Genomic DNA, 21,233 nt, shown 5'->3' on the forward strand with positions numbered 1-21,233 from the left:
TCATCCTGATGAGAAGACAGGGGCAGGGAGCCGCACCTGATGCAGGTGCGACCCGTTAGTGTGTCCAAGGCAAAGGTCCAGGCCTAATGCCGCCATCCCCAATGAGCGAGGCGCAAGGTTGGCGCTGCTGATGACCAACGACACAGAAAAATCCACCACGGGCCCGACATAATCACGAATGCAGGACCAGACAGCTTCTCTGGCTTTTCCTGAGGGGATAAACTGGCGTGATGTTTCGGGGGACATAGGACCAAGAATCACATCAAAATGGGAATGTACTTCAAGGCGTGCGCTGCCAATCATGGGGGCAGTGGCGAGCGTTTGATTGGGGTTACTCAGCTGGCAATGCTCTTCTCTTTCTACCGTCCTCCATCCGCCAGTAAAGGGCACAATGGTTGCCGCAACGCCGAATCGTTGGCTGAGCCAGCGTTCAAGGTTAACCATAGAGCGAACGGGTGACGCAAAGAGTGGGGCATGCATCGCGAGTGCCGGCGAGTTGGCGTCGGCAAGCAGACCCGTTAATGCCAGAATGGCAACCTGTAACGGCTTCTCCTCCTGAGATTCCGCAAGGGCATAAAGGTGGTGTTTTTGCCAGGCGAGATAGTCGAGACAATAAAGGCGGTGACCGAACAGATCGATAAATGCCTTCGCACTGCGATCGCTGTAACGATACTGGCGTTCAATCAGCCATTCGGTGTAGGCCGTAGGAAGCGTGCCCATTGCGCCCGTTAACCCGTTGAACCCGGTGGTAACCTGCACGGGAGCATCGTGGTTTTCCTGGCGAAGGGTTTCTATTTGCCCGTCAGGTGCGTCAATAGATAGCGTCGATGAAATGTGAAATTTTTCATCAAGCAAGATGTCATCAGAGACAGTGTTCTTTCTCAACTTACGCAGCATTACACGGATTTGCTGGTAGAAACTGAATTTGCTCACGATGGGAATCAGAGCCATGACAGCCTCCCGGCGCGGACAGGCCAGATACGCGTTGTTTGCGCTTCTTGCTCTATTGATGTTGTCAGGCGGGTGAAACTGTTCACCGGTGCGTAAAGCGCCAGAAGACGGTCGAGCAGGCAGCAAAGCAGGTAATAATCAGGCTCCCGCAAGGCATCGTGGCTAAACGTCAGGGATATCGATATTCCACGTGCAATGGAGTGCGGGTCGTTACTGATGAGCCTGGCCGTTACGGGTTCGCAGGATAGATTTTTTATCATACTAACCAGACGTGCTTTTTCGGTATCCCCGGCGATATTGTAAAGCGCCAACATATCCTTCAAACGCTGAGCGCCTTGCTTCCCATCAAGTAACTGATGGTTGAGTGAAAGCTGTGAAAGGAAATGCCAGCGCACGGCGCTTTTTTCCAGAGGATTTACAGGACTACTTGGATGAGTCAGGCTGGTAATATTCAAACCTGCAATTGGCGCTGATGAATCAAAATCGCCGTCCGGGTGGCCATACTTCAGCTGGCGTGGCAACTCGTGATTTGTACAGGTCATATTAATTGTGACGATTTCAGGGCTTGAAGATAACGGGCGTGCTTTATGCTCGCTGAAAGCGATAAAGTGCTTTAATTCCAGCCCATTTCCAGAAGGGATTTCACGACGTAAGACCTGCCAGTTGAGACCAGAATCATGCTCGTTGGCGGAGGAAATATGGCTTTCCAAAAGAGGAAGCACAGGGATATGCTCAATACTATTATTCACTTTGCGTTGCACGGAAACCTGGTGAACCGCCCATACATGAATTTGATTCTGATGGCGAACATCAGGCACGATGGGGTAATCCGGCATGCTATTTGTCAGCGTAATAGGCTCTGCTCGCTGCGGAAATAAGTTAACTGCAGGCGTACAATTGAGTCGGAAAAAATTTTTGTCGACTAAGACGGCCATTTTTTCCAATCGCTCAGTTAATGCATTTCGTTTTAATACAACCTCTAATTCAAATTCACCATTGGCCTGAACGCTGAAACCTTCAGGAAGCTGAATATCGATAAAAGAGAATTTTTGTGGAAACCAAAAATAATCCATTAATAAGATATGAATAGGGGCGATGCGAGGATCTGGCGTGAGTAGAGCTTCATCCACTGCAAATCCCACTGAGGACAGTGCATTGGGATCTAAAGAAATACTGATGTCATTCTGGCGGAGTATGAGCCGCTCAACCTCTGAGCAGAGCAAAGTATAAAGCGTATTTACAGCATTAACCGGGCCGTGAAGAAAAAGGCGTACTCGCTCATTGAACAGCTTTGCACCGGGCCAAACCTGGAAAAACAATCGTAGCTTCCAGCTTAATTCATCGCTATCAAAACAGAGCGTTGCTTCGTTAATCGATATAGGCAACAACGTTACCGGGTAGACAGTTTTAAATTGATAAGGTAACTCTGGATTTTGTCGTGTAAAAAGAAACGTGCCTGCATCAAACAGATTTTTGTCTGTGATCCCTGAGCGCAAGATATCCGGTGTGATTGTCACAATACACGCTGAAGGCAGCGTGCGTAAAAATTGGGGTGCGAGGGTACTGAGCAAGGCATCAACAACCTCGGGAATGTCATCATCCAGGCGCTGGTGAATACGGGACGTTAATAGCGCAAAGGACTCAATGAGGCGACTGACATGAGGATCTTCTGATTCACCTTCAACGAACCCGAGACGACGTGCGATTTTCGGGAAACGGCGGGCAAAAACCTTTCCGTGTTCCTTTAAAAATCGGAGCTCTTTCTGATAATAAGAAAGCAATTTATTCATGGAGATAAAATCTTCCGTTACAGTCATCCCACTCCAGCTCGAAGAGCACTGGGTATTGAGCGTAATATCCTTGCAGCGTGAAAATGATGTTTTGGTTTTTGCCCGTATGGCTTGCTACCGACATGTCTGTCAGGCGGGGCTCAAATCTGGCAATGGCATTCATTAAGCGTTTTTCTATTGTTGATTTACGTTTATTCACTTCACGTACTCTGCTGAATGATTCGTCAATGCCGTAATTCAATACCGATGCATTAACATACTGGATGTCTTCGATGTCCGGTGTACGAGTACGGGACATCAGCATCATCATCAGTTCTTTTAATAATGTTTCCTCTGGTTTTTCTTCACAGTGATAATTATCCTCAAGCTCACAAGGATGATTATCACTGAGTCTGGAAAGAAGCGAAGGTATCATTATGGGATTCCTGTTCCCACCCATAGAGTCTATGGGTGGGAGCATTTTTATTTCAGCATTTTTTCAGGGATGCTATATTTAATTGGCCCAATCTTATCGAGGCCGGTTCCTGTCGCATTTGGAACGTTAAAGACAACTTCGATCATTTTTTCAACCGAGAATGTCACGCACATGAACATTTGTTCGTCACGCTTTTCAATATTAAGGCTCTGAATGTCACAGGAGTAATATGTCGAACGTTGTACTTCATAGTTTTGGTCATATTTGTCAGAACCACGATGAACCACAGTAATGTCAATTTTGTTGTAACCACGTTTCAGGTAGTATTCATAAAAGGCGCTGGTTTCCTTCGTTGCCAGAATGGCAATTTGAATGGACTCAAAATATGTGCCATCAGGGCCGGAGAAGCTATTTTGGCCAGCTGATGCGTAACCTTCCATCCATCCTTTGTACTTCTCTTCTTCTGAAGAGCCTTTAATAACATCATCATCAATCTTAATTTCAATAAATTGGCAATCTCTTAACTTAGCCATAAATAACTTCCTCTAGTGGTATTAATAACGTGAAATAATTAGCCTGCAGCAGACGGTAATTCAGCCACCAGGCGTAGGGACATAGTTAACCCCTCAAGCTGGAAGTGAGGTTTTAACCATGCAATCGCTTTGTAAGAGCCTGGTGATCCAGGAACTTCTACAACATTAATTTTTGCTTCACGGAGTGGGTAGCGTGCTTTAGTTTCAGGGCCTGCATTATCTGAAGCGACGACATATTGCATGATCCATTTCTGCAAATATTCTTCACATTCGTTGCGAGACATAAAGCTGCCGACTTTGTCCCTGACAATAGATTTGAGATAATGCGCAAAGCGCGATGTCGCAAGCAAATAAGGTAATTGGCTTGACAGACGCGCGTTGGCATTTGCTTCATCGGAGTTATAAAGAGGGGGTTTGTTGATAGACTGCACGGCAAAAAAGGCCGCATAGTCGGTGCCTTTACAATGCACCAAGGGAATAAAACCAAGGTCGGACAGTTCTTTTTCACGACGATCGGAAATGGCTACCTGCGTTGGGCACTGCAGAGTACGCTCTCCGCTTTCAGAAACATAGGTGTAGGCTGGCAGAGATTTAACCAGCCCGCCGCCTTCAACCCCACGGATGGATGCGCACCAGCCATATTCCTCAAATGATTCAACGATACGACCGGCCAGTTCCCAGGCTGAGTTCATCCATAGATAGTCCTTCCCTGCGGCATCTTCGCTAATGGATTCTTCAAAAGTGAATGTTTCTGCTGGGATTGTCTTCGTACCATAAGGGAGTCTGCCAAGGACGCGAGGCAGCGTGAGGCCAATATAGCGGCTGTCATCATTTTGGCGGAAAGAACGCCAGCGCGCGTAGTCGGTGGTGTTGAACATTTTCGCGAGATCGCGTGGGCGTGGGATCTCAGAAAAATCGTTCATCGACAACATCCCTGGGGCGACTGCGCTGAGGAATGGCGCATGTGCCGCAGCGGAAACGTGTGAGATTTGCTCCAGTAAAGAAATATCCTGAGGGGTATTGTCGAACTGGAAATCACCGACGAAGGCAGAAAATGGTGTACCACCAAACGTACCATATTCACTTTCGTAGACACATTTAAAGAGCATTGACTGGTCGAAATCACTCGCAGATTTAAAATCTTTAATCAGATCCTGCTTGGTGCATTGCAACAAGCGAACCTGAGTGTTTTCAGTCACGCTGGATTGGACGAGTTTATGCAAACCGCGCCAGGAGGATTCTTTTTTCTGAAACTCCGGAGCATGAATAATTTGGCTTACTTGTTCAGACAGCAGGGCATCAATGGCGGCAATTCGTTGTTCGATACTACCAATAAGATCGCTTGAGATAACGACGTCACCGGAAAGGACTTCGGACAGGAAGTTATTCAGCTGCGATTTCATACGATCGCGGTCGGACTCTCGACGAATGGCCTGAGTATTATCGATAACCTGATTAAGGTAATCATCGCTAAACGTAGACTCTACCGCTGTTTCTTGTATTTGTTCGGTACTCATTCTTGGTCGTCCCCGTCTATATCTATTTTACCTGTTAAGGTATTTTGTTCTATGGCCATTGCCATAAGTTGTTCTTTTAAACGTTCATTACTTGCAGCTCGGTTTTTGAGGTCGCTGAGTTGCTCTCGTAAATCCATGAGTTTTTTAAGTGGCTCGACCTGGAGAACAACATTGTCCGGGGAAAAATCATCCATACTATTGAAGGTCAGCGAGACGGCTAATTTCCCATCCGTCCCTGTAAGCTTATTATCCACCAGGAACTCAGCTTCCGGCTTCATTGAGTTCATCACTTCATTAAAATTGTCTTTATCAACACTAATGAATTTACGATCCTTCAACGAGTCTGTGCTTTGGGTGAAATCGCCCATCACCCCAATAACTAGCGGTAATTCCTTTGCTGCTTGTGCATCGCCTATTTCAACGTCATAGGTTATTTGGACTCTCGGCGGGCGTGCCTTATCTAATTTATGCTGTGTATTACTCATGAATTCATCCATTAAACAAACGAGTTAGTGTTAAAGCATCATTTAGCGAAATGCCATATGGTTAAATTAGAGAGCGCCAGGTAAGCTCCTTGCTTAAATGAGTTGTTATAAAAAATAACATCTACAAAACAAACCATGATTTTAATAAGCTTACACTCTCTGTAATTTATGAAACCCGCATCAATAGGGTGTGGAGCATGCTATATTGAAAGCCGGTGGCGCGGTTTTCAGTTGCCACCTTTATGCACGGTAAGTATAACCGCCTCTATTCACTACTCGGCAAATTAGACATGAGACAGTATTTGCTCGCAATAAAAAAGCAATTAATTAATCATTATTAATCAAAAAAGTGATGATAAAGATAAGAATCTTAATATTCACATTCTTAATTAAGATGAATCTTGACTTGTTTAGATCTTTGCCTTTGTATTAAGATTGTTGTTTGGGTATCGTTCCGTTTCCGGTGCTGTAGATAATCATAATTTATCGTATGTTAAATAGCCCGTGAGTTGAATACATGCCTATTGGAGACTAAGGATGAGTGGAAATGGAGCAGTGTAGCTCAAGTGATTCATATAACTATATGATAAATGATGAGATAATCTTTAATCCTGAAAAGAGGGTTTTGTTTCGTGTGGATGATGAGACAAACGTTGAAACCCTTAATACTCCCACAACAAAGTGCTTTCTTTTACTGATATCACGTAACGGGATTGTCGATCAGGCAACGATATATTCGTATGTCTGGGGTGAAAATGAGAGTATGATCACACCTAATAATCTATATCAAAACATTTCACTCATACGCCGTGCGTTATCAAAGTTAAGTCCTGGCCTTAATTTGATAAAAACAATCCCCAGAATCGGTTTTTCCATTGATACTGAAATAAAAATTGAAAAAATTTCTTCAGAAAAAAAATGACGTCAGGAAAGAGATAAGGGCCACAATGGCGCAAGCAATGAGAAAATGTCTAGCTCTAATGAAGTTCCAGTGAGCTCTGTAAAAAAGACATCATTGCATCGCCAGATCATCATTTCACTATTCATGTTGTTCGCGGTTGTCTCAATCATCTTTGTCTCCAGTACATCTCGTCAGTCGCCATACTTCCTTAACTACCAGGCACTCTTTAACAAAGATGGTTGCAATATATATACCTCAATTGCAACAAAGAGAGATATAAAATTTGTTACAGATGAGTTAATGAAAAAATGCGAAGTAACACCGTGGCATTATGTTTCTTACAACAATGCCTTTTCTGATATTTCTGTTATCTCATGCAAAAACCCTCTGGATGACAGCAATGAAAAAAATGACTGCAGGTCAGCTTATTTTTTTATGGGGGGTGACGCGTGAGCACTAGACTTTATTTTTTTATTATATTGTTCTCCGTTGTTTGCCTTATCACCACTGCCTCAGTGGTGGGTTTAAGACGTTATAATGCTAATCACTTCAGCTGTAATGGAATATACTCAGCCACATATAATGATGCTGTACTTCATGCTAATGCACGAATGACTTTTTTTGGCGGAGAGGGTACTGTGGTTCTAAGAGGGGTGTTTGAAAGTAAGTCTAAAAAAGTCAGCAATCTTGTTCTTTCTACGATGTTTACCTTTAATAGAATGAATAACTCCTTCGTATTGACGTCAAAAAAAAATACCGTTGAGATGAATTATGAGAAAGAAACACTGAAAAACATCCTCCCGGAGTTTTATTATAAACAAGGTGTTGATGTAATCTACGACATCCTTCCTCAAGGAAAAGATTATCTCTTTTTAAGAGGGGGTATTCCAGTATTTATGTGCCGACGGTGATGTGTGGCTGATTGTTTAAATATAAATTATATTTATTCACCACCTCTAACGGAGGTGGTTTGTTTTTTTAACATGTAAGATAATTTTCTTTTTGTTCTGTAATTTCTTTTTGGAAGCGGTGGTGTTGCTTAATATTAAATCCAGTGTATTTTTTTTATGTCTATTGTGTTGTTTTTTTTAAGTTGTGCTTGCGTAATTTTTTACATTGAAGTCGGTGCGCCAAAATAATATCCCTGCATGTAATTCACTCCACAATTCAATAGCAAGTCCTTCTGTAATTTTGTTTCAACACCTTCAACAACGAGTATCGTGTTTACCAGAGAGGTTAAATAAACGAGTGATTTTATGGTGTTCTCATAAATCAACGTATTATTATGTGTAAGGGACAGTTCTCTGCCGAGTTTTAGCATGTAAAACCGCATGGCTTCAATGTATTTTATGGATATGGAATTATTGGAGAAATCATCAATTGCAATTTCTATATTGTGTTTTGATAATGTGCTAATTGTATTGATTATATCATCTGTCAGACTCGAGCGATTGTTATCAACTAGCTCCAGAACGAGTTTGATATCCTGCCTTATCTTTTTCCTGAATGAGATTAAGTATTTGATGAACGATGCAGACAGCAGTTGCTCCGCAATGATATTGAAACTGATAAAACCATTGTCTGGTAGCTTTTCTGTAAGCTCCTCAATCCGCTCATTGACGTGATGCATCAAACATATTGTTAAGTGGTTGTACTCAATAGTTGACTTGAAGGTGTGTAACAGAGAATCCGGAGATAGATAATTTTTTATGGGGGTTTCCTTTGTCACTTTGAGTAATATTTCAAAACCAATGATACATCCTGTGTTGCAATCGGTTATGGGTTGTGAATATGGTTCTATAACATATTTAAACACTATGGGCCTTTATAAATGTATTGAATCTAATAGAAAGTAATACAGCATGATTTCCCTTCAATAAGTTTCCAGTTGATGCTTGCATATATATGCTGGTGAGAAATTGTTGTGGATAATCTTATGTTCACGACATGATTGACTCCTTTTCATTATAATGTCTAAGCAAAATGGGATTTTAACGTTGTTTTTTTACCAGTAAACTTAAACAAGTTTAATTCATCTTGTTTAGTCTTAATGTTTTTAGGCCTAATTAGATCTTGAGCGTGACTCAATAGGAGGGAGGGCAAAAAACTCAATATTTAAACAATGCTAAGATGTAATATTTCGGTTTTTTACTGCGCCATATGGGCTTAAAAAATGCCAGTATATTGATATGAACAGAGGCTTGAATGACTGAGGATAGTATGAAAATAGATTTTTAATCTATGGCGCGGTTGAAGGTATTTAATCGTTGGATTATTTTCTCTTAATTAATGTGGTTTATGTTTCACGTTTATAATGAATTGGTGAGTATTGTTTTTTTAACAGGAGAGACAATTATGGAATATCTGGATGGCGAGAGCTACACAAGTGAAGATTATACTATGCTGGGTTATAAGCAAACCTATGCTCAGTCTTGTGGCGCTGCTGCGCTTTTATGTGCAGCCGGTGAGTTTGGATTAATAGAAACGCGAGGCCAAACAGGACGTACGAATGAAAAAAATATTTACACCTCTATAGTTAAGCCCAAAAAAAACACAGATCCTAACACTTGGGGGATATCTAAACCTTCAGACATCGTATGTGTCGCCAGGGAGATGGGTATGAATGCACAAGTTGTTGTTTATAAAACATGGTCTGCGGCAATACAAAAGTTTTTTTTCCCTACTGAAATGTCGAAATTGAGGGGGTTAAATGCTTATACCAAAATGTCAGCTACACATAGCAACCATATACTTAATCGAGGGGAACGTGAATTAAAAATTATGGCGCAGCGTTCGTTGCGTTATGGTATGGCAATGCATTATGTCATGGTCAGGCCTGACGGTTCGGTGATGGATCCGGGCGATGGAAAAAATGATTATAATATTAAAGTGATAAAGGACTACTATAAAGCACATGGCATTGGTGTATCGATTATTTTGAGTCGTGATACGTCAGCATAAATAACCTAAGCGAAACCTATTTATACCTCATTGTTTGGATGCCTGATTGTTCCTGACCATCGTCACAACCAGCATTAATATTTTATCTGGTGCTGGTTTATTCAACAAAACCAGGGCATAAGCTAAGGAAGGCGTAAGCACCTTCCAACTACCTTATCCACTGACTATTTTGAACGTAAAAACCGCTAATTTTTACTAAAAACAGATGCATGTCCCCTGGCTTGCTTTACACTATGTGGCAAACAAAGAGCTTTGTCCGATAGGGAAAAAGATGGCGACATTGAAAGACATTGCGGTTGAGGCGGGCGTCTCGCTGGCGACGGTTTCACGGGTGTTGAATGACGACCCGAGCCTGAATGTGAAAGAAGAGACCAAGCGGCGGATCCTTGAAATAGCGGAAAAGCTGGAATACAAAACCAGCAGTTCGCGCAGGATGCAGGCTAATCCCGTTGGCCATCATCATTTTTTGGCACTTTACAGCTATCAGCAAGACCTGGAAATAAACGATCCCTACTACCTGGCTATTCGCCACGGTATTGAGATGCAATGTGAGAAACTTGGGATCGAACTAACGAATTGTTATCTCGGGCATTCTCTGCCTGAGATGAAAAAGGTGACCGGCGTCCTGGTGGTGGGCCAGCCTTCTGACGTGACACGCGAAACCTTACGCGCGATGACCGATAATCTCTGCTTTATTGACTTCCATGAGCCGGGCAGCCAGTACGATGCCGTAGACATTGATCTGGTACGGATTGCCAAAGAGGTGATCGATTTCTTTATTGCCCGGGGCATGTCGCGCATTGGTTTTATTGGCGGTCAGGATAGGCCGGGAAAAGCCGATATTCGTGAGATAGCATTTGCTGAATATGGCCGCCTGAAGGGGGTTGTGTCCGAGAGCGACATCTGGCGCGGTGGTTTCTCAAGCTCATCGGGTTACGAACTGGCAAAAGCGATGCTCGCCCAGGAAGATTACCCCTCTGCGCTATTTGTGGCATCTGATTCCATCGCGATTGGCGTATTACGTGCCATTCATGAGCGCGGACTAAAGATACCGGACGATATTTCGCTGATCAGCGTGAACGATATCCCCACCGCACGTTTTACCTTCCCACCGCTTTCCACGGTGCGCATCCATTCCGAAATGATGGGCAGCCAGGGCGTTAATCTGCTGGTTGAAAAAGCCCGTGATGGCCGAGCCCTGCCGCTCAATGTCTTTGTTCCCAGCGTGCTTAAACTACGTGGTACCACGCTCTAGCTTCCTTACACGCCGGAGAAAAATCGTTTTCCGGCAGCCTCTCTGACCTGTTGATACCTCCCTGTTCCCAACGCTCATTTTGTGATCGAGTTAAAGCAAATCGCCCCTGATCGTTTTATTTAGTAAAAATTTTACTAAAATTAAGCGTAATTATTTAGTCAGTACAGGGAGGCGAGATGAATCGCTGGGAAAATCTGCAACTTACTCATGAAAACAGGCTGCCGCCGCGCGCCTATTTCTTCGCTTATGATTCACTGGCGAAGGCCCGTTCGTTTGTACGTGAAAACAGTAGTCAATTTTTGTCCCTCAGCGGGCAGTGGAACTTCCGCTTCTTTACCAATCCGCTGTTAGTGCCGGAAACATTTAGCTCAGCGTTGATGGCGGAGTGGGGCACCATCACCGTGCCGGGAATGTGGCAGATGGAGGGCCACGGCCAGTTGCAGTATACCGACGAAGGTTTTCCTTTCCCTATTGATGTGCCGTTTGTGCCGACGGATAACCCGACGGGTGCGTACCAGCGCATGTTTACGTTGGGCGAAAACTGGCAGGATAAACAGACGATTATCAAATTTGATGGCGTAGAAACCTATTTTGAAGTCTACGTGAATGGCCAGTACATAGGGTTCAGCAAAGGGAGCCGCCTGGCGGCCGAGTTCGATATTAGCGCGGCGGTGAAAACCGGCGACAACCTGCTGTCCGTTCGGGTAATGCAGTGGGCTGACTCGACTTATATTGAAGATCAGGATATGTGGTGGACGGCGGGGATTTTCCGCGATGTTTACCTGGTGGGGAAACATTCCCTGCATGTCCAGGATTTCACACTGCGTACCGAGTTCAGCGACGACTACCACGATGCGACGCTTGCCTGCCAGTTGGTGCTGGAAAACCTCACAGCTCAGGCTGCCGGAGCCACGCTGGAATACACCTTGTTTGATGGCGACACCGCGCTTTATCACGGAGTAAAAGAGCATTTAACGGTTGATCGGCAGTGCAATACCGACTTTTCGATTGACGTTAAAGCACCTCAGCAGTGGTCGGCGGAAAATCCTTACCTATACCAATTGGTGATAACGCTAAAAAATGCGATGGGTGAGGTGCTTGAAATCATTCCCCAGCGCGTGGGATTCCGCGATATCAAGGTGCGCGATGGCCTTTTCTACATCAACAACCAGTATGTGATGCTGCACGGCGTTAACCGCCACGACAATGACCACCTCAAAGGTCGGGCCGTGGGGATGGATCGCGTTGAAAAAGATCTGCAGTTGATGAAGCAGTACAACATCAACTCCGTGCGAACGGCACACTATCCAAACGACCCGCGCTTTTATGAGCTGTGCGACATCTATGGCCTGTTCGTCATGGCGGAAACGGATGTCGAATCGCACGGTTTTGCCAACGTCGGTGACCTGAGCCGCATCACGGACGATCCCGCCTGGGAGCACATCTACATCGAGCGCATTGTGCGTCACGTCCATGCCCAGAAGAACCACCCGTCGATCATCATCTGGTCACTGGGAAATGAGTCTGGCTACGGCTGCAACATCCGAGCGATGTATCGCGCCACAAAGGCGCTGGATGGCACCCGGCTTGTGCATTACGAAGAGGATCGTGATGCCGAGGTCGTCGATATTATCTCGACCATGTATACCCGCGTTCCGCTGATGAATGAGTTTGGCGAATATCCCCATGCCAAGCCACGCATAATCTGTGAATACGCCCACGCCATGGGCAACGGCCCCGGTGGGTTAACGGAATACCAGAATGTCTTTTATCAGCACGAAAGTATTCAGGGTCACTACGTCTGGGAGTGGTGCGATCACGGTATTCAGGCCACCGATGAAACTGGGGCGGTGCGGTACAACTACGGCGGTGACTACGGCGATTACCCTAACAACTATAACTTCTGTCTGGACGGCCTGATTTTCTCAGATCAAACGCCGGGGCCTGGGTTACAGGAGTACAAACAGGTCATTGCGCCAGTTAAAGTCCGGGCCGAAGATCTTCCGCGCGGCATGCTGCACGTTGAAAATAAACTGTGGTTCTCAAACCTGGACGATTACACCCTGAACGTCGAAGTTCGCGCCGAAGGCCAGACACTTTCCAGCCAGCGGCTAAAAGTTGAGGGGCTGGCGGCCAACAGCGGCCGCGATGTGGCCATAACATTGCCGATGCTCGATGAACGCGAAACCTTCGTCAATATCACCGTGACCAAAGACTCCCGCACGCTCTACAGCGAGGCCAACCACCCGATTGCGGTGTATCAGTTCCCGCTCAAAACGAGCACGCTGGTAAAAGTACCCTACTGCAATACCAGCGCTACGCCGCTGCAAATCGTTGACGACCGCCTGAGCTATCGCGTCATCGGCCACAATTTCCAGGCTGTGTTCTCAAAACTCAGCGGCAAGCTTACGGCATGGCAGGTCAACGGGGTCGAACAGGTGACCCGTGAGCCGAAGATTAACTTCTTCAAGCCCATGATAGATAACCACAAGCAGGAATTCGAAGGGCTGTGGCAACCGGCACATTTGCCGATTATGCAGGAGCATTTACGCGGGTTCAGCGCTGAAATGCACGGCGATGCTGTGACGATCGTAACCCAGACCATCATTGCCCCGCCGGTATTTGATTTTGGTATGCGCTGTACCTACCGCTGGCAGGTCACCCCGCAAGGCCATATTAATGTCGAAGTTCAGGGCGAGCGATATGGTGATTATCCGCATATCGTGCCGTGCATTGGCTTTACGTTAGGCATTAACGGCGCGTTTGAACAGGTGGATTATTACGGCCGGGGGCCGGGCGAGAACTACGCCGACAGCCAGCAAAGCAACATCATTGACCTCTGGCGTACCACCGTCGACGACATGTTCGTCAATTATCCCTTCCCACAAAATAACGGCAATCGCCAGCATGTGCGCTGGGCTTCATTGACCGATCGCCACGGCAGCGGCCTGCTGGTGGTGCCGCGTCAGCCTGTCAACTTCAGTGCCTGGCATTACACCGCTGAAAACCTGCACGCCGCGCAGCACTGCAATGAGCTGCAGCGCAGCGACGACATCACGCTAAACCTTGACGCTCAGCTGCTAGGACTCGGCTCTAACTCCTGGGGAAGCGAGGTGCTGGACAGCTGGCGCGTGTGGCTAGACGCCTTCAGCTACGGTTTTACGCTGTTGCCGCTGGAAGGTGGGCGTAACACCTCGCAGGCACTGGCTAATCACGATTTCGGTGCAGATTTCTTTTCTCCTGTTTCACATAGCGAGGCTGAACAATGAGAGTTCTCGAGAATTTAGAACAGTTTAAGCAGATCTATCACAGCGGCCGGAAGTGGCAGCGCTGCGTGGAAGCCATCAATAACGTCGACAACATTCGTCCCGGCGTGGCCCATTCCATTGGCGATTCCCTCTCATACCGGGTGAGCACCGACAGCTGCACCGACGCGCTGTTTGTGGGGAGCCGTCGCTATTTTGACGTGCACTACTACCTGCAGGGGCGGCAAAAAATTGAGTTTGCGCCGAAAGAGCAGTTGAAAACAGTGGCCTGCTACCGGGACGAAACCGACCGGGAATACCTGAAAGGCATCGGCGACATTGTGACGGTGACCGAAGGGCAGATGGTGATCTGCGACCCCGAAGAAGCCTACCGTTTCATCAGCGACGAGTGGGTAAAAAAAGTGGTCCTCAGAGTCACGATTGAAGACGGCTATTTCCTTAATAAATAACGCCAGTTTCGATGCGTACCACGGCCAGCGGTAGACCCCGCTGGTTTTCCCTGTACCTTCCCCATGGTGGGGATGTGAATTTTCGGAGGACGTATGTCCACATCCATTCGGGCAAAAATAGGCAAGTTTGCCCTGCTGTCGATGGCGTTTACGGCGGTCTTTAACGTACGAAACATCGTCAATAACAACATTGAGTTAGGCCTAAGCTCTGCGCCGATTTTCTTATTTGCGACGGTGGTTTATTTCATTCCCTTTGTCTTTATCATCGCCGAATTTGTCTCGGCAAATAAAAATTCTGAATCAGGCATGTATGCCTGGCTGAAACAGCCGCTGGGCACGCGGGCGGCCTATCTGGGGTCGTTTCTGTACTGGTTTGTGAATCTGTTCTTTTTCCTGTCACTGCTGCCAAACGTGGTGGCCTACGCCTCCTACGCCATCATGGGCTACGCCATTCCGTTCTCACCGATGATCACCTCGCTGATTTCGATTGTGCTGTTTGCGATGGCGACTCACATCTCGACCAAAGGGGCGACGTGGCTGGGGAAAATCTCAGAGTGCGTGGCCTATGGCGTCTTCGCGCTGTTTGCTATCTACGTGGTTGGGGCATTAACGGCGTTGGGGAGCGGGCACGTTCCTGCGCAGCCGATCACCCTGGAAGCGATGGCCCCGACCATTAACTGGGCCACCCTCGGCATCATGTGCTGGATTTTCCAGGCGGCAGGTGGGGCGGAAACCGTCGCGGCGTATCTGAATGACACCAAAGGGGGCCAGAAATCCTTCATCAAAGTGATCATTACCGCCGGGGTGCTGATTGGCGGCATGTACGCGCTGGGCTCGCTGTTGGTTAACGTTTTCGTGGCGCGCGAAGATCTCACCTATGCGGCCGGCATGGTAGAAATCTTCACCGGCCTGGGCGCGTATTTCCATGTTTCTGAAGCTCTAATGGGGCGATTTGTCGGCATTATTCTGTTTATTGCCATTTTCGGCAGCATGATGATGTGGACCGCGGCGCCGGTCAAAATCCATTTCTCGGAAATTCCGGAAGGCATTTATGGCAAGAAAACCACCGAACTGAATGAGCACGGCGTGCCGGTTCGGGCAGCCTGGTGGCAGTTTGTCTTCGTGCTGTTAATGCTCATCGTTAATGGCTTCGGCTCTGCCAGCGTGCAGCAAATGATGAACACGGCCATTAACCTGACTGCGGGCACGGCCATGCTGCCGCCAATATTTATTATGGCGGCCTATTTCGTCTTCCGCTGGAAGCACGACGACACACCGCGAGATTTCCGTATGGGCTCGAGAAAAGTGGGGATGGGCGTCGTCTCCATGTTGATGCTGATCTTTGTCGTCAGCATGACCGCCTCGGCATTCCCACCGGGGGTCGATCTGGTCAACGCGTTCTTTATTAACGTCTTTATGACGGCGGTCTTCTCGGGCCTGGCCTGGTGGTGGATCAGCCGCTTTGAGAATAAACAGAAGGCAAAACGGCAGAGCAGCCCTGATTTCGCCTCCCGAGCATCGAAATAATTCAGCCCCTGGCCAGCCGTTTTGCGGCTGGCTAAACATGCACCTTCCCGTCGCGGTGCGCCGTACAGCCATTTACGCGATCGTGCTAAATCAAGCTGATGATTTACTAAATTTTTACCAAAATAAATTCTAAAAATTAACGTCCTCTTCCCTACAAAAGAACGCAGCCCTGAAGACTGCGTGGAGATGTGTTATGTCTGAGAAAAAGCGTAATACTATCGGTAAATTCGGTCTGCTCTCCCTGACGTTCGCGGCCGTGTATAGTTTTAATAACGTCATTAATAACAATATCGAGCTTGGGTTAGCGTCGGCGCCGATGTTTTTCCTGGCCACGCTGCTTTATTTCATTCCGTTCTGTTTGATCATCGCCGAGTTTGTTTCGCTGAATAAAAACTCTGAAGCCGGGGTCTATGCCTGGGTGAAAAGCGCACTGGGGGGGCGCTGGGCTTTTATTACGGCTTACACTTATTGGTTTGTGAACCTGTTCTTTTTCACTTCTCTGCTGCCGCGTGTTATCGCCTATGCGTCCTACGCGTTCCTCGGGTATGAATACATGCTGACGCCGGTCGCCACCACGGTGCTGAGCATGGTGCTGTTCGCCTTATCAACGTGGGTTTCAACCAATGGGGCAAAAATGCTGGGGCCAATCACCTCGGTGACATCTTCCCTGATGCTACTGCTGACGCTCTCTTATATTTTATTGTCAGGGGTGGCGCTGGTGGGCGGCATTCAACCGGCAGACCCCATCTCCGTAGAGGCGATGATCCCTGACTTTAACTGGGCATTTCTTGGGATCACAACCTGGATATTTATGGCCGCGGGCGGGGCCGAATCAGTGGCCGTGTACGTCAACGACGTGAAAGGCGGGTCAAAATCCTTTGTGAAAGTGATAATCCTGGCCGGAATATTTATCGGCGTGCTGTATTCCGTCTCCTCGGTGCTGATTAATGTTTTTGTCAGCAGCAAAGAGCTGAAATTTACCGGGGGATCGGTGCAGGTATTCCACGGCATGGCGGTCTACTTCGGCCTCCCGGAAATTGTAGTCAACCGCTTCGTTGGCCTGGTGTCATTTACCGCAATGTTTGGGTCACTGCTGATGTGGACGGCAACGCCGGTGAAAATTTTCTTCTCGGAAATCCCCGGCGGTATTTTTGGTGAGAAAACCGTGGCGCTAAATAAAAACGGCGTGCCCGCGCGTGCCGCCTGGATTCAGTTCCTGATCGTGATCCCGCTGATGATTATTCCCATGCTCGGCTCCAGCACCGTCCAGGATTTAATGAACACCATAATCAATATGACAGCTGCAGCTTCCATGCTACCCCCGCTGTTCATCATGCTGGCATACCTGAATTTACGCCGTAAATACGATCACCTGCCGCGCGATTTTAAAATGGGCTCACAAAGAACCGGCATTGCCATCGTCTCAATGCTCATTGCGATTTTCACCGTCGGTTTTATCGCCTCCACGTTCCCAACCGGCGGCAATATATTGACGATCGTTTTCTATAACGTCGGCGGGATCGTTATCTTTCTTGGTTTTGCATGGTGGAAATACAACAGATACATCAAAGGATTGACCACAGAAGAGCAAGTAAAGGAAGCCAGGCCGGTGGTGCATTCGGTCTGATCTCAACGGCACGTAATAGCAGACGCAGGCTTCAATAAACGCTGGATTGCCCCCGGCCAGAATAGCCGGGGGCAGGGATCACTTATCATTCAAGAGTTTTACCAACTGGTTAATGCCGTCCAGCGACTTTTGCCAGCCGGGCATTCCGTCCCAGCACGCCGGAGCGGGGGTGGTTTTGACATACAGGGTCGGAACATCATTAATCAAAAAACCGCCGCTGCGCAGGTAAAAGCCCTGTAGATCGCAAATGCGGCTGTACTTACCCGCTCCTGGCGTCATGAAGCTGGCAATTTTTTGCAGGTCCGTGCGGGTGGCTACCAGCCCTCTTGCTGAGGTAGTACTTTTTATCTCATCAGCCACCTGCGCAATGGTGCCTGCCTCGATAGCGTCATCCAGGTTGACGAATTTCCCCTGGCTTACCCAACTGGCCAGGTAGCCTGTACAGGTTTTGGCTTTTTCAGTGGCACAGTTGAGCGGCGCCAGCAGGTCGGGGCGAAAATCGACCGTCGCCAGGCCGGACTGTTTCACCTTTGTCAGGTTGCTAACTTCCTCTTTAATCAAGGTTTCGCAACTCTTGCCGTCATAGTCGGTATTCTGGCAAACCAGCAGGGCAATCGTAGGGATACTGGCTAGCTGGCAGGCCATTTTATCCTCACCTTTGGGGGTGGCGGAGCAAAAGGAGGCATAAGGAATATTGGGTTTTATTTTGTCTATTTTGGCGGCGGCCTGGGAGAAATCGTCGGCATAGCTGTTACTGACGGAGGCAAACAGCAGTGCGGCGATGCTGGCGGGCAAAAAGTACCGGGTATTCATCGTGTTGCTCCTGTAACTGATGTTTCGTGGAAAGTGCCAGCCCCAGGGCTGGCGGCGCGCTGTGCATGATGAGTGCAAATGGCTTTGATCACCTGCTCAACGAGAATATCGGGTGCAGTATCTGGGGAGGATAAAGCGGGGCTAATCGCCTGTTGCTCCGGCTGTGTCACTACGCGCAGCGCTTCGCCATACATCGCGTGAAGCCGCTGTGCGAGTACGGTGTGCTCGGCCGGGCAAACTATCGTCACGCTACCGTCCCAGGGGGCAGAGTACTTCGCGGGCGGCGGGAAGTGCTGGCTGAAAGCTGCACCATGGCGAACCATGCGGAGTTGTTGCAGCCGCTGGACGTTCTGCGAGTAATACGGATTGGCGGCAATATGTTCCTGCTGGCGACAGTAACCGGCACTCAGGGGATGATAAAGATGCCAAAGTGGGCGCCCGGTGTCGTGGGTGAAGGCCGCGGTGCCCAGTACGCTGGCCTTGTGGAACCAGGCATTATCCTCGCCCCCCCAGCCAACAAACGTCTCATCCATGCCGCCGTGGCGCAGGACAAAATCAGTCCGCGCCAGCACGGCACCACCCTGTGCGCCACTACGTTGCTGGAACACCGGCGAACAGGCTTCCGGTCGACGTTGTTCAGCCTGCACCTGCCGGCTTTCTTCCTCGCTGAGGAAATTGATCGTACTCCAGGGGATCAGGCAGTCGAGTTGCCGCCTCTCGCACTCCTGCCAGGCCAGGCGGATAAAATCTTGCGGCAGCAGCAAATCCGCATCCAGCCACAGCAGGTAGCGGGTGTGCACAAAAGGTAAGGCGATGTTCAGGGCTCGCGCTTTGCTAAATGGCGATGATGTACAGGCGAACAGGTAATCGTCGGCAAGTTCCGTCGCAACGGCCTGTGCATGAGGCTGGTTATCCAATTCGACGACCAGCACGCGGCGCACGTCAGGCTGCTGTTTGAGTCCGGTTAACATACATTGCAAAGCCGCCAGCCGGTGCTCTCCGGCGAACGGCACGATCACGCTCACACCCTCATCTAGCTCTGCGGGAGCCGACAGATGCGGCATGGCGGGCGCGTGGTGAAGTAGCGGCGCTCGTGGAGGCAGAGAAGAATGTGTATTACCCAACAGAGCCTGTATCGCCGGTAACCAGAATTGCGGCCACTGCTCGGCAAAATCCCAGTGTTGTTGTAGCCAGGCCCGGTTTTGCAAGCCTCGCTCGCGCAGGTGCTGTGCGCCAAGTTCTATCAGCTCGCTGAGGACATTTTCCAGCGTATCCAGACTGGCGCAAACAAAAGGGGAGCTGGCGTCAGGGGTGCAGCGCTGTAAAACGGCGGCGATGTCGGGTTTCAGCCCCAAACCGTTAACCACGACCGCACCTGCCGCCAGGCCTTCCAGGCTGTTGCGATGGTAGCTGCCGGTGACACACTCATCGATAACGATATGGGCGCGGCGTTTCATCTCCATCGATTGTGTAAAATCTACCTGCCCGGCTTCCAGCGTCAACAGGCGTAGCGGATAGCGCTGTGCCAGTCGCCTCAGGATAGCCATTGTTCGTTGGTAACCTTTGCCGTGCCAGTACAAACGATGATTGGCCGGGTACTCGTCATGTTTCACGCTCGGCGTGTAAGCAATGGTCACCGTGGCCTCTTTTTCGGCATCGTCAAAGAGCGGATTCCACAGTGGCACCGGGTTCGGTACCGCCTGCCACTGGGCGAATTCTTCCAGCGAGGCCTGATACTGCGCTACCACCAGCCCTGGCATACCGCGCGCGACAAACTGTCGATCGACATTGCTGATGTAATTATGGGCGAGGGTAATCACCGGTTTATTCGCCAGCAATGCCTTGTGCTGCGGCGCGGTAAAACCGTTATGCACGATCAGCAGATCGGCCGTCTCCAGCAGGGCGCAGGCGATATCCGGCTGCTTTTCCCACTCCACTTCACGCTCAAACCGCACGCCATTGCCATAGTGATTTGTCGCCCATACGGTGCGGCACCGATGCGGGGTGCAATGCTCAATGCACTCGCTCAACAGTTTGGGCACTCCGACAACTGGCGTGGTGGCATAAGAGACGATATTCAGGGATTTGGTGCTTTTTGCCTGGTGGCTGAAAGCGGAAAGCGGCTGGTACGGTAAGGTATCGACCGCACTCTGTTGACTGAGGTTGACCAGCTCCACGCCGTGACGTGCGGCGGCATCGACCAGTCGGGCGTACTCCTGGCGAATTCTCGGCAGTTCAGGGCTGAGCGAGTGACGCCCCGTTTGTGCGAAGAAGTGGTGATCGGTGAAATCCATGCCGATAAAACCGACACGTTTAGCGCCCATGAACATGGCCAGGCACGCCGCAACGTAGGTGGAGTTACGGGTGTAGGGCAACGAATGGCGGTCGTTTATCTCCACGCCGCCGTATTGCCCCAGCATGAAACGCACCATCCCCGGATGCGCAAAATCCAGCGCAAGGTGGCTGAATATCGCTTTCGCCTGCGATTGCTCGATATGAGCAAAGCGCTCGGGGGTGAACTGATGGCGTGAGTTGAGCACGACCAGATAATCCGGATGAAATTTACGGCCAATGTCGTTTACGCCAATGGTCAGGAAGTGCTCCGCGTCGTGCAGCTGGTTAAGGGAGTTACCGCAGCCGCACACCAGCACCGTTTCGCCGGCGTGGCGCTGATAATAGTCCGCGAAGTTTGCCGGCAGGGCGGGCGGTTGAAATAGCGACTGGGCACTTTCCATCGGATTTC

Annotated in this window: 18 protein-coding genes; 9 read left to right on the forward strand and 9 right to left on the reverse strand. The window is 48.7% G+C overall.

The window, feature by feature from the left end; all coding sequences use genetic code 11:
* From tssG to tssB, 6 genes are read right to left on the reverse strand one after another with little or no spacing between them, the layout of a single operon-like run.
* On the reverse strand, positions 1-951 hold the full coding sequence (tssG, locus tag LH23_RS10555; RefSeq protein ID WP_039290942.1) for a type VI secretion system baseplate subunit TssG: 951 nt from the start codon (positions 949-951) through the stop codon (positions 1-3).
* The gene (gene tssF / locus LH23_RS10560; protein ID WP_231560176.1) at positions 942-2,768 is read right to left on the reverse strand and encodes a type VI secretion system baseplate subunit TssF; all 1,827 of its coding nucleotides are present in this window, start codon (positions 2,766-2,768) and stop codon (positions 942-944) included. Before tssF ends, tssG begins: the two co-directional genes overlap by 10 nt.
* The gene (locus LH23_RS10565; protein WP_039290947.1) at positions 2,734-3,156 is read right to left on the reverse strand and encodes a GPW/gp25 family protein; all 423 of its coding nucleotides are present in this window, start codon (positions 3,154-3,156) and stop codon (positions 2,734-2,736) included. Before LH23_RS10565 ends, tssF begins: the two co-directional genes overlap by 35 nt.
* A gap of 47 nt (positions 3,157-3,203) precedes the next feature.
* A complete protein-coding gene (locus tag LH23_RS10570) occupies positions 3,204-3,689 on the reverse strand; it encodes a hypothetical protein (protein WP_039290950.1) in 486 nt (161 codons plus the stop codon).
* A 38-nt stretch (positions 3,690-3,727) separates the two neighbouring features.
* Positions 3,728-5,206, reverse strand: coding sequence for a type VI secretion system contractile sheath large subunit (tssC, locus tag LH23_RS10575; RefSeq protein WP_039290952.1), 1,479 nt, complete (start codon positions 5,204-5,206; stop codon positions 3,728-3,730).
* The gene (tssB, locus tag LH23_RS10580) at positions 5,203-5,691 is read right to left on the reverse strand and encodes a type VI secretion system contractile sheath small subunit (RefSeq protein ID WP_039290953.1); all 489 of its coding nucleotides are present in this window, start codon (positions 5,689-5,691) and stop codon (positions 5,203-5,205) included. The genes tssC and tssB overlap by 4 nt, the downstream gene beginning before the upstream one ends.
* 547 nt (positions 5,692-6,238) lie before the next feature.
* Here tssB and LH23_RS10585 point away from each other — a divergent pair.
* Genes LH23_RS10585 through LH23_RS23955 form a run of 3 tightly spaced genes read left to right on the forward strand, consistent with a single transcriptional unit; the run spans position 6,239 to position 7,503 of the window.
* Positions 6,239-6,613 (forward strand): winged helix-turn-helix domain-containing protein, encoded by a 375-nt coding sequence (locus LH23_RS10585; RefSeq protein ID WP_052050171.1) that lies wholly within the window; start codon positions 6,239-6,241, stop codon positions 6,611-6,613.
* Positions 6,614-6,658: 45 nt separating this feature from the next.
* The gene (locus LH23_RS23950) at positions 6,659-7,045 is read left to right on the forward strand and encodes a hypothetical protein (protein ID WP_156108021.1); all 387 of its coding nucleotides are present in this window, start codon (positions 6,659-6,661) and stop codon (positions 7,043-7,045) included.
* On the forward strand, positions 7,042-7,503 hold the full coding sequence (locus LH23_RS23955; protein WP_156108022.1) for a hypothetical protein: 462 nt from the start codon (positions 7,042-7,044) through the stop codon (positions 7,501-7,503). Before LH23_RS23950 ends, LH23_RS23955 begins: the two co-directional genes overlap by 4 nt.
* 200 nt (positions 7,504-7,703) lie before the next feature.
* On the opposite strand, the gene LH23_RS10595 is transcribed toward LH23_RS23955, so the two are convergent.
* Positions 7,704-8,408 (reverse strand): EAL domain-containing protein, encoded by a 705-nt coding sequence (locus LH23_RS10595; protein ID WP_071842710.1) that lies wholly within the window; start codon positions 8,406-8,408, stop codon positions 7,704-7,706.
* Between the two features lie 539 nt (positions 8,409-8,947).
* Here LH23_RS10595 and LH23_RS10600 point away from each other — a divergent pair.
* The 6 genes from LH23_RS10600 to LH23_RS10625 all read left to right on the forward strand — a co-directional run bounded on the left by LH23_RS10600 (position 8,948) and on the right by LH23_RS10625 (position 17,677).
* On the forward strand, positions 8,948-9,553 hold the full coding sequence (locus LH23_RS10600; protein ID WP_039290960.1) for a hypothetical protein: 606 nt from the start codon (positions 8,948-8,950) through the stop codon (positions 9,551-9,553).
* Between the two features lie 271 nt (positions 9,554-9,824).
* Positions 9,825-10,808 (forward strand): transcriptional regulator EbgR, encoded by a 984-nt coding sequence (ebgR, locus tag LH23_RS10605; protein ID WP_039290961.1) that lies wholly within the window; start codon positions 9,825-9,827, stop codon positions 10,806-10,808.
* 176 nt (positions 10,809-10,984) lie between these two features.
* Complete coding sequence (gene ebgA / locus LH23_RS10610) at positions 10,985-14,077, forward strand: beta-galactosidase subunit alpha (RefSeq protein WP_039290965.1); 3,093 nt, start codon at positions 10,985-10,987, stop codon at positions 14,075-14,077.
* Positions 14,074-14,523 (forward strand): beta-galactosidase subunit beta, encoded by a 450-nt coding sequence (locus LH23_RS10615; RefSeq protein ID WP_008455981.1) that lies wholly within the window; start codon positions 14,074-14,076, stop codon positions 14,521-14,523. The genes ebgA and LH23_RS10615 overlap by 4 nt, the downstream gene beginning before the upstream one ends.
* Before the next feature lie 93 nt (positions 14,524-14,616).
* The gene (locus LH23_RS10620) at positions 14,617-16,050 is read left to right on the forward strand and encodes an amino acid permease (protein WP_039290967.1); all 1,434 of its coding nucleotides are present in this window, start codon (positions 14,617-14,619) and stop codon (positions 16,048-16,050) included.
* A 193-nt stretch (positions 16,051-16,243) separates the two neighbouring features.
* The gene (locus LH23_RS10625) at positions 16,244-17,677 is read left to right on the forward strand and encodes an amino acid permease (RefSeq protein ID WP_039290969.1); all 1,434 of its coding nucleotides are present in this window, start codon (positions 16,244-16,246) and stop codon (positions 17,675-17,677) included.
* Positions 17,678-17,755: 78 nt separating this feature from the next.
* Here LH23_RS10625 and LH23_RS10630 read toward each other — a convergent pair whose 3' ends face one another.
* Both LH23_RS10630 and LH23_RS10635 read right to left on the reverse strand, forming a co-directional pair.
* The gene (locus tag LH23_RS10630) at positions 17,756-18,490 is read right to left on the reverse strand and encodes a hypothetical protein (protein WP_039290972.1); all 735 of its coding nucleotides are present in this window, start codon (positions 18,488-18,490) and stop codon (positions 17,756-17,758) included.
* Positions 18,487-21,225 carry a glycosyltransferase gene (locus LH23_RS10635; RefSeq protein ID WP_039290974.1) on the reverse strand — a complete coding sequence of 913 codons (2,739 nt, stop codon included), beginning with the start codon at positions 21,223-21,225 and terminating at the stop codon, positions 18,487-18,489. Before LH23_RS10635 ends, LH23_RS10630 begins: the two co-directional genes overlap by 4 nt.
* Between the last annotated feature and the right edge of the window lie 8 nt (positions 21,226-21,233).

Origin of the sequence: Cedecea neteri (assembly GCF_000758305.1) — a bacterium.
In the GTDB taxonomy this organism is placed as follows: Bacteria; Pseudomonadota; Gammaproteobacteria; order Enterobacterales; family Enterobacteriaceae; genus Cedecea; species Cedecea neteri_C.

Coding starts and splice junctions, on each gene's coding strand:
- LH23_RS10630 (WP_039290972.1), bottom strand. CDS start 18,490: ATGAATACCCGGTACTTTTTGCCCGCCAGCATCGCCGCACTGCTGTTT.
- tssG (WP_039290942.1), bottom strand. CDS start 951: ATGGCTCTGATTCCCATCGTGAGCAAATTCAGTTTCTACCAGCAAATC.
- tssC (WP_039290952.1), bottom strand. CDS start 5,206: ATGAGTACCGAACAAATACAAGAAACAGCGGTAGAGTCTACGTTTAGC.
- LH23_RS10565 (WP_039290947.1), bottom strand. CDS start 3,156: ATGATACCTTCGCTTCTTTCCAGACTCAGTGATAATCATCCTTGTGAG.
- LH23_RS10585 (WP_052050171.1), top strand. CDS start 6,239: ATGGAGCAGTGTAGCTCAAGTGATTCATATAACTATATGATAAATGAT.
- tssF (WP_231560176.1), bottom strand. CDS start 2,768: ATGACTGTAACGGAAGATTTTATCTCCATGAATAAATTGCTTTCTTAT.
- tssB (WP_039290953.1), bottom strand. CDS start 5,691: ATGAGTAATACACAGCATAAATTAGATAAGGCACGCCCGCCGAGAGTC.
- LH23_RS10625 (WP_039290969.1), top strand. CDS start 16,244: ATGTCTGAGAAAAAGCGTAATACTATCGGTAAATTCGGTCTGCTCTCC.
- LH23_RS10635 (WP_039290974.1), bottom strand. CDS start 21,225: ATGGAAAGTGCCCAGTCGCTATTTCAACCGCCCGCCCTGCCGGCAAAC.
- ebgR (WP_039290961.1), top strand. CDS start 9,825: ATGGCGACATTGAAAGACATTGCGGTTGAGGCGGGCGTCTCGCTGGCG.
- LH23_RS10615 (WP_008455981.1), top strand. CDS start 14,074: ATGAGAGTTCTCGAGAATTTAGAACAGTTTAAGCAGATCTATCACAGC.
- ebgA (WP_039290965.1), top strand. CDS start 10,985: ATGAATCGCTGGGAAAATCTGCAACTTACTCATGAAAACAGGCTGCCG.
- LH23_RS23950 (WP_156108021.1), top strand. CDS start 6,659: ATGTCTAGCTCTAATGAAGTTCCAGTGAGCTCTGTAAAAAAGACATCA.
- LH23_RS10620 (WP_039290967.1), top strand. CDS start 14,617: ATGTCCACATCCATTCGGGCAAAAATAGGCAAGTTTGCCCTGCTGTCG.
- LH23_RS10570 (WP_039290950.1), bottom strand. CDS start 3,689: ATGGCTAAGTTAAGAGATTGCCAATTTATTGAAATTAAGATTGATGAT.
- LH23_RS10600 (WP_039290960.1), top strand. CDS start 8,948: ATGGAATATCTGGATGGCGAGAGCTACACAAGTGAAGATTATACTATG.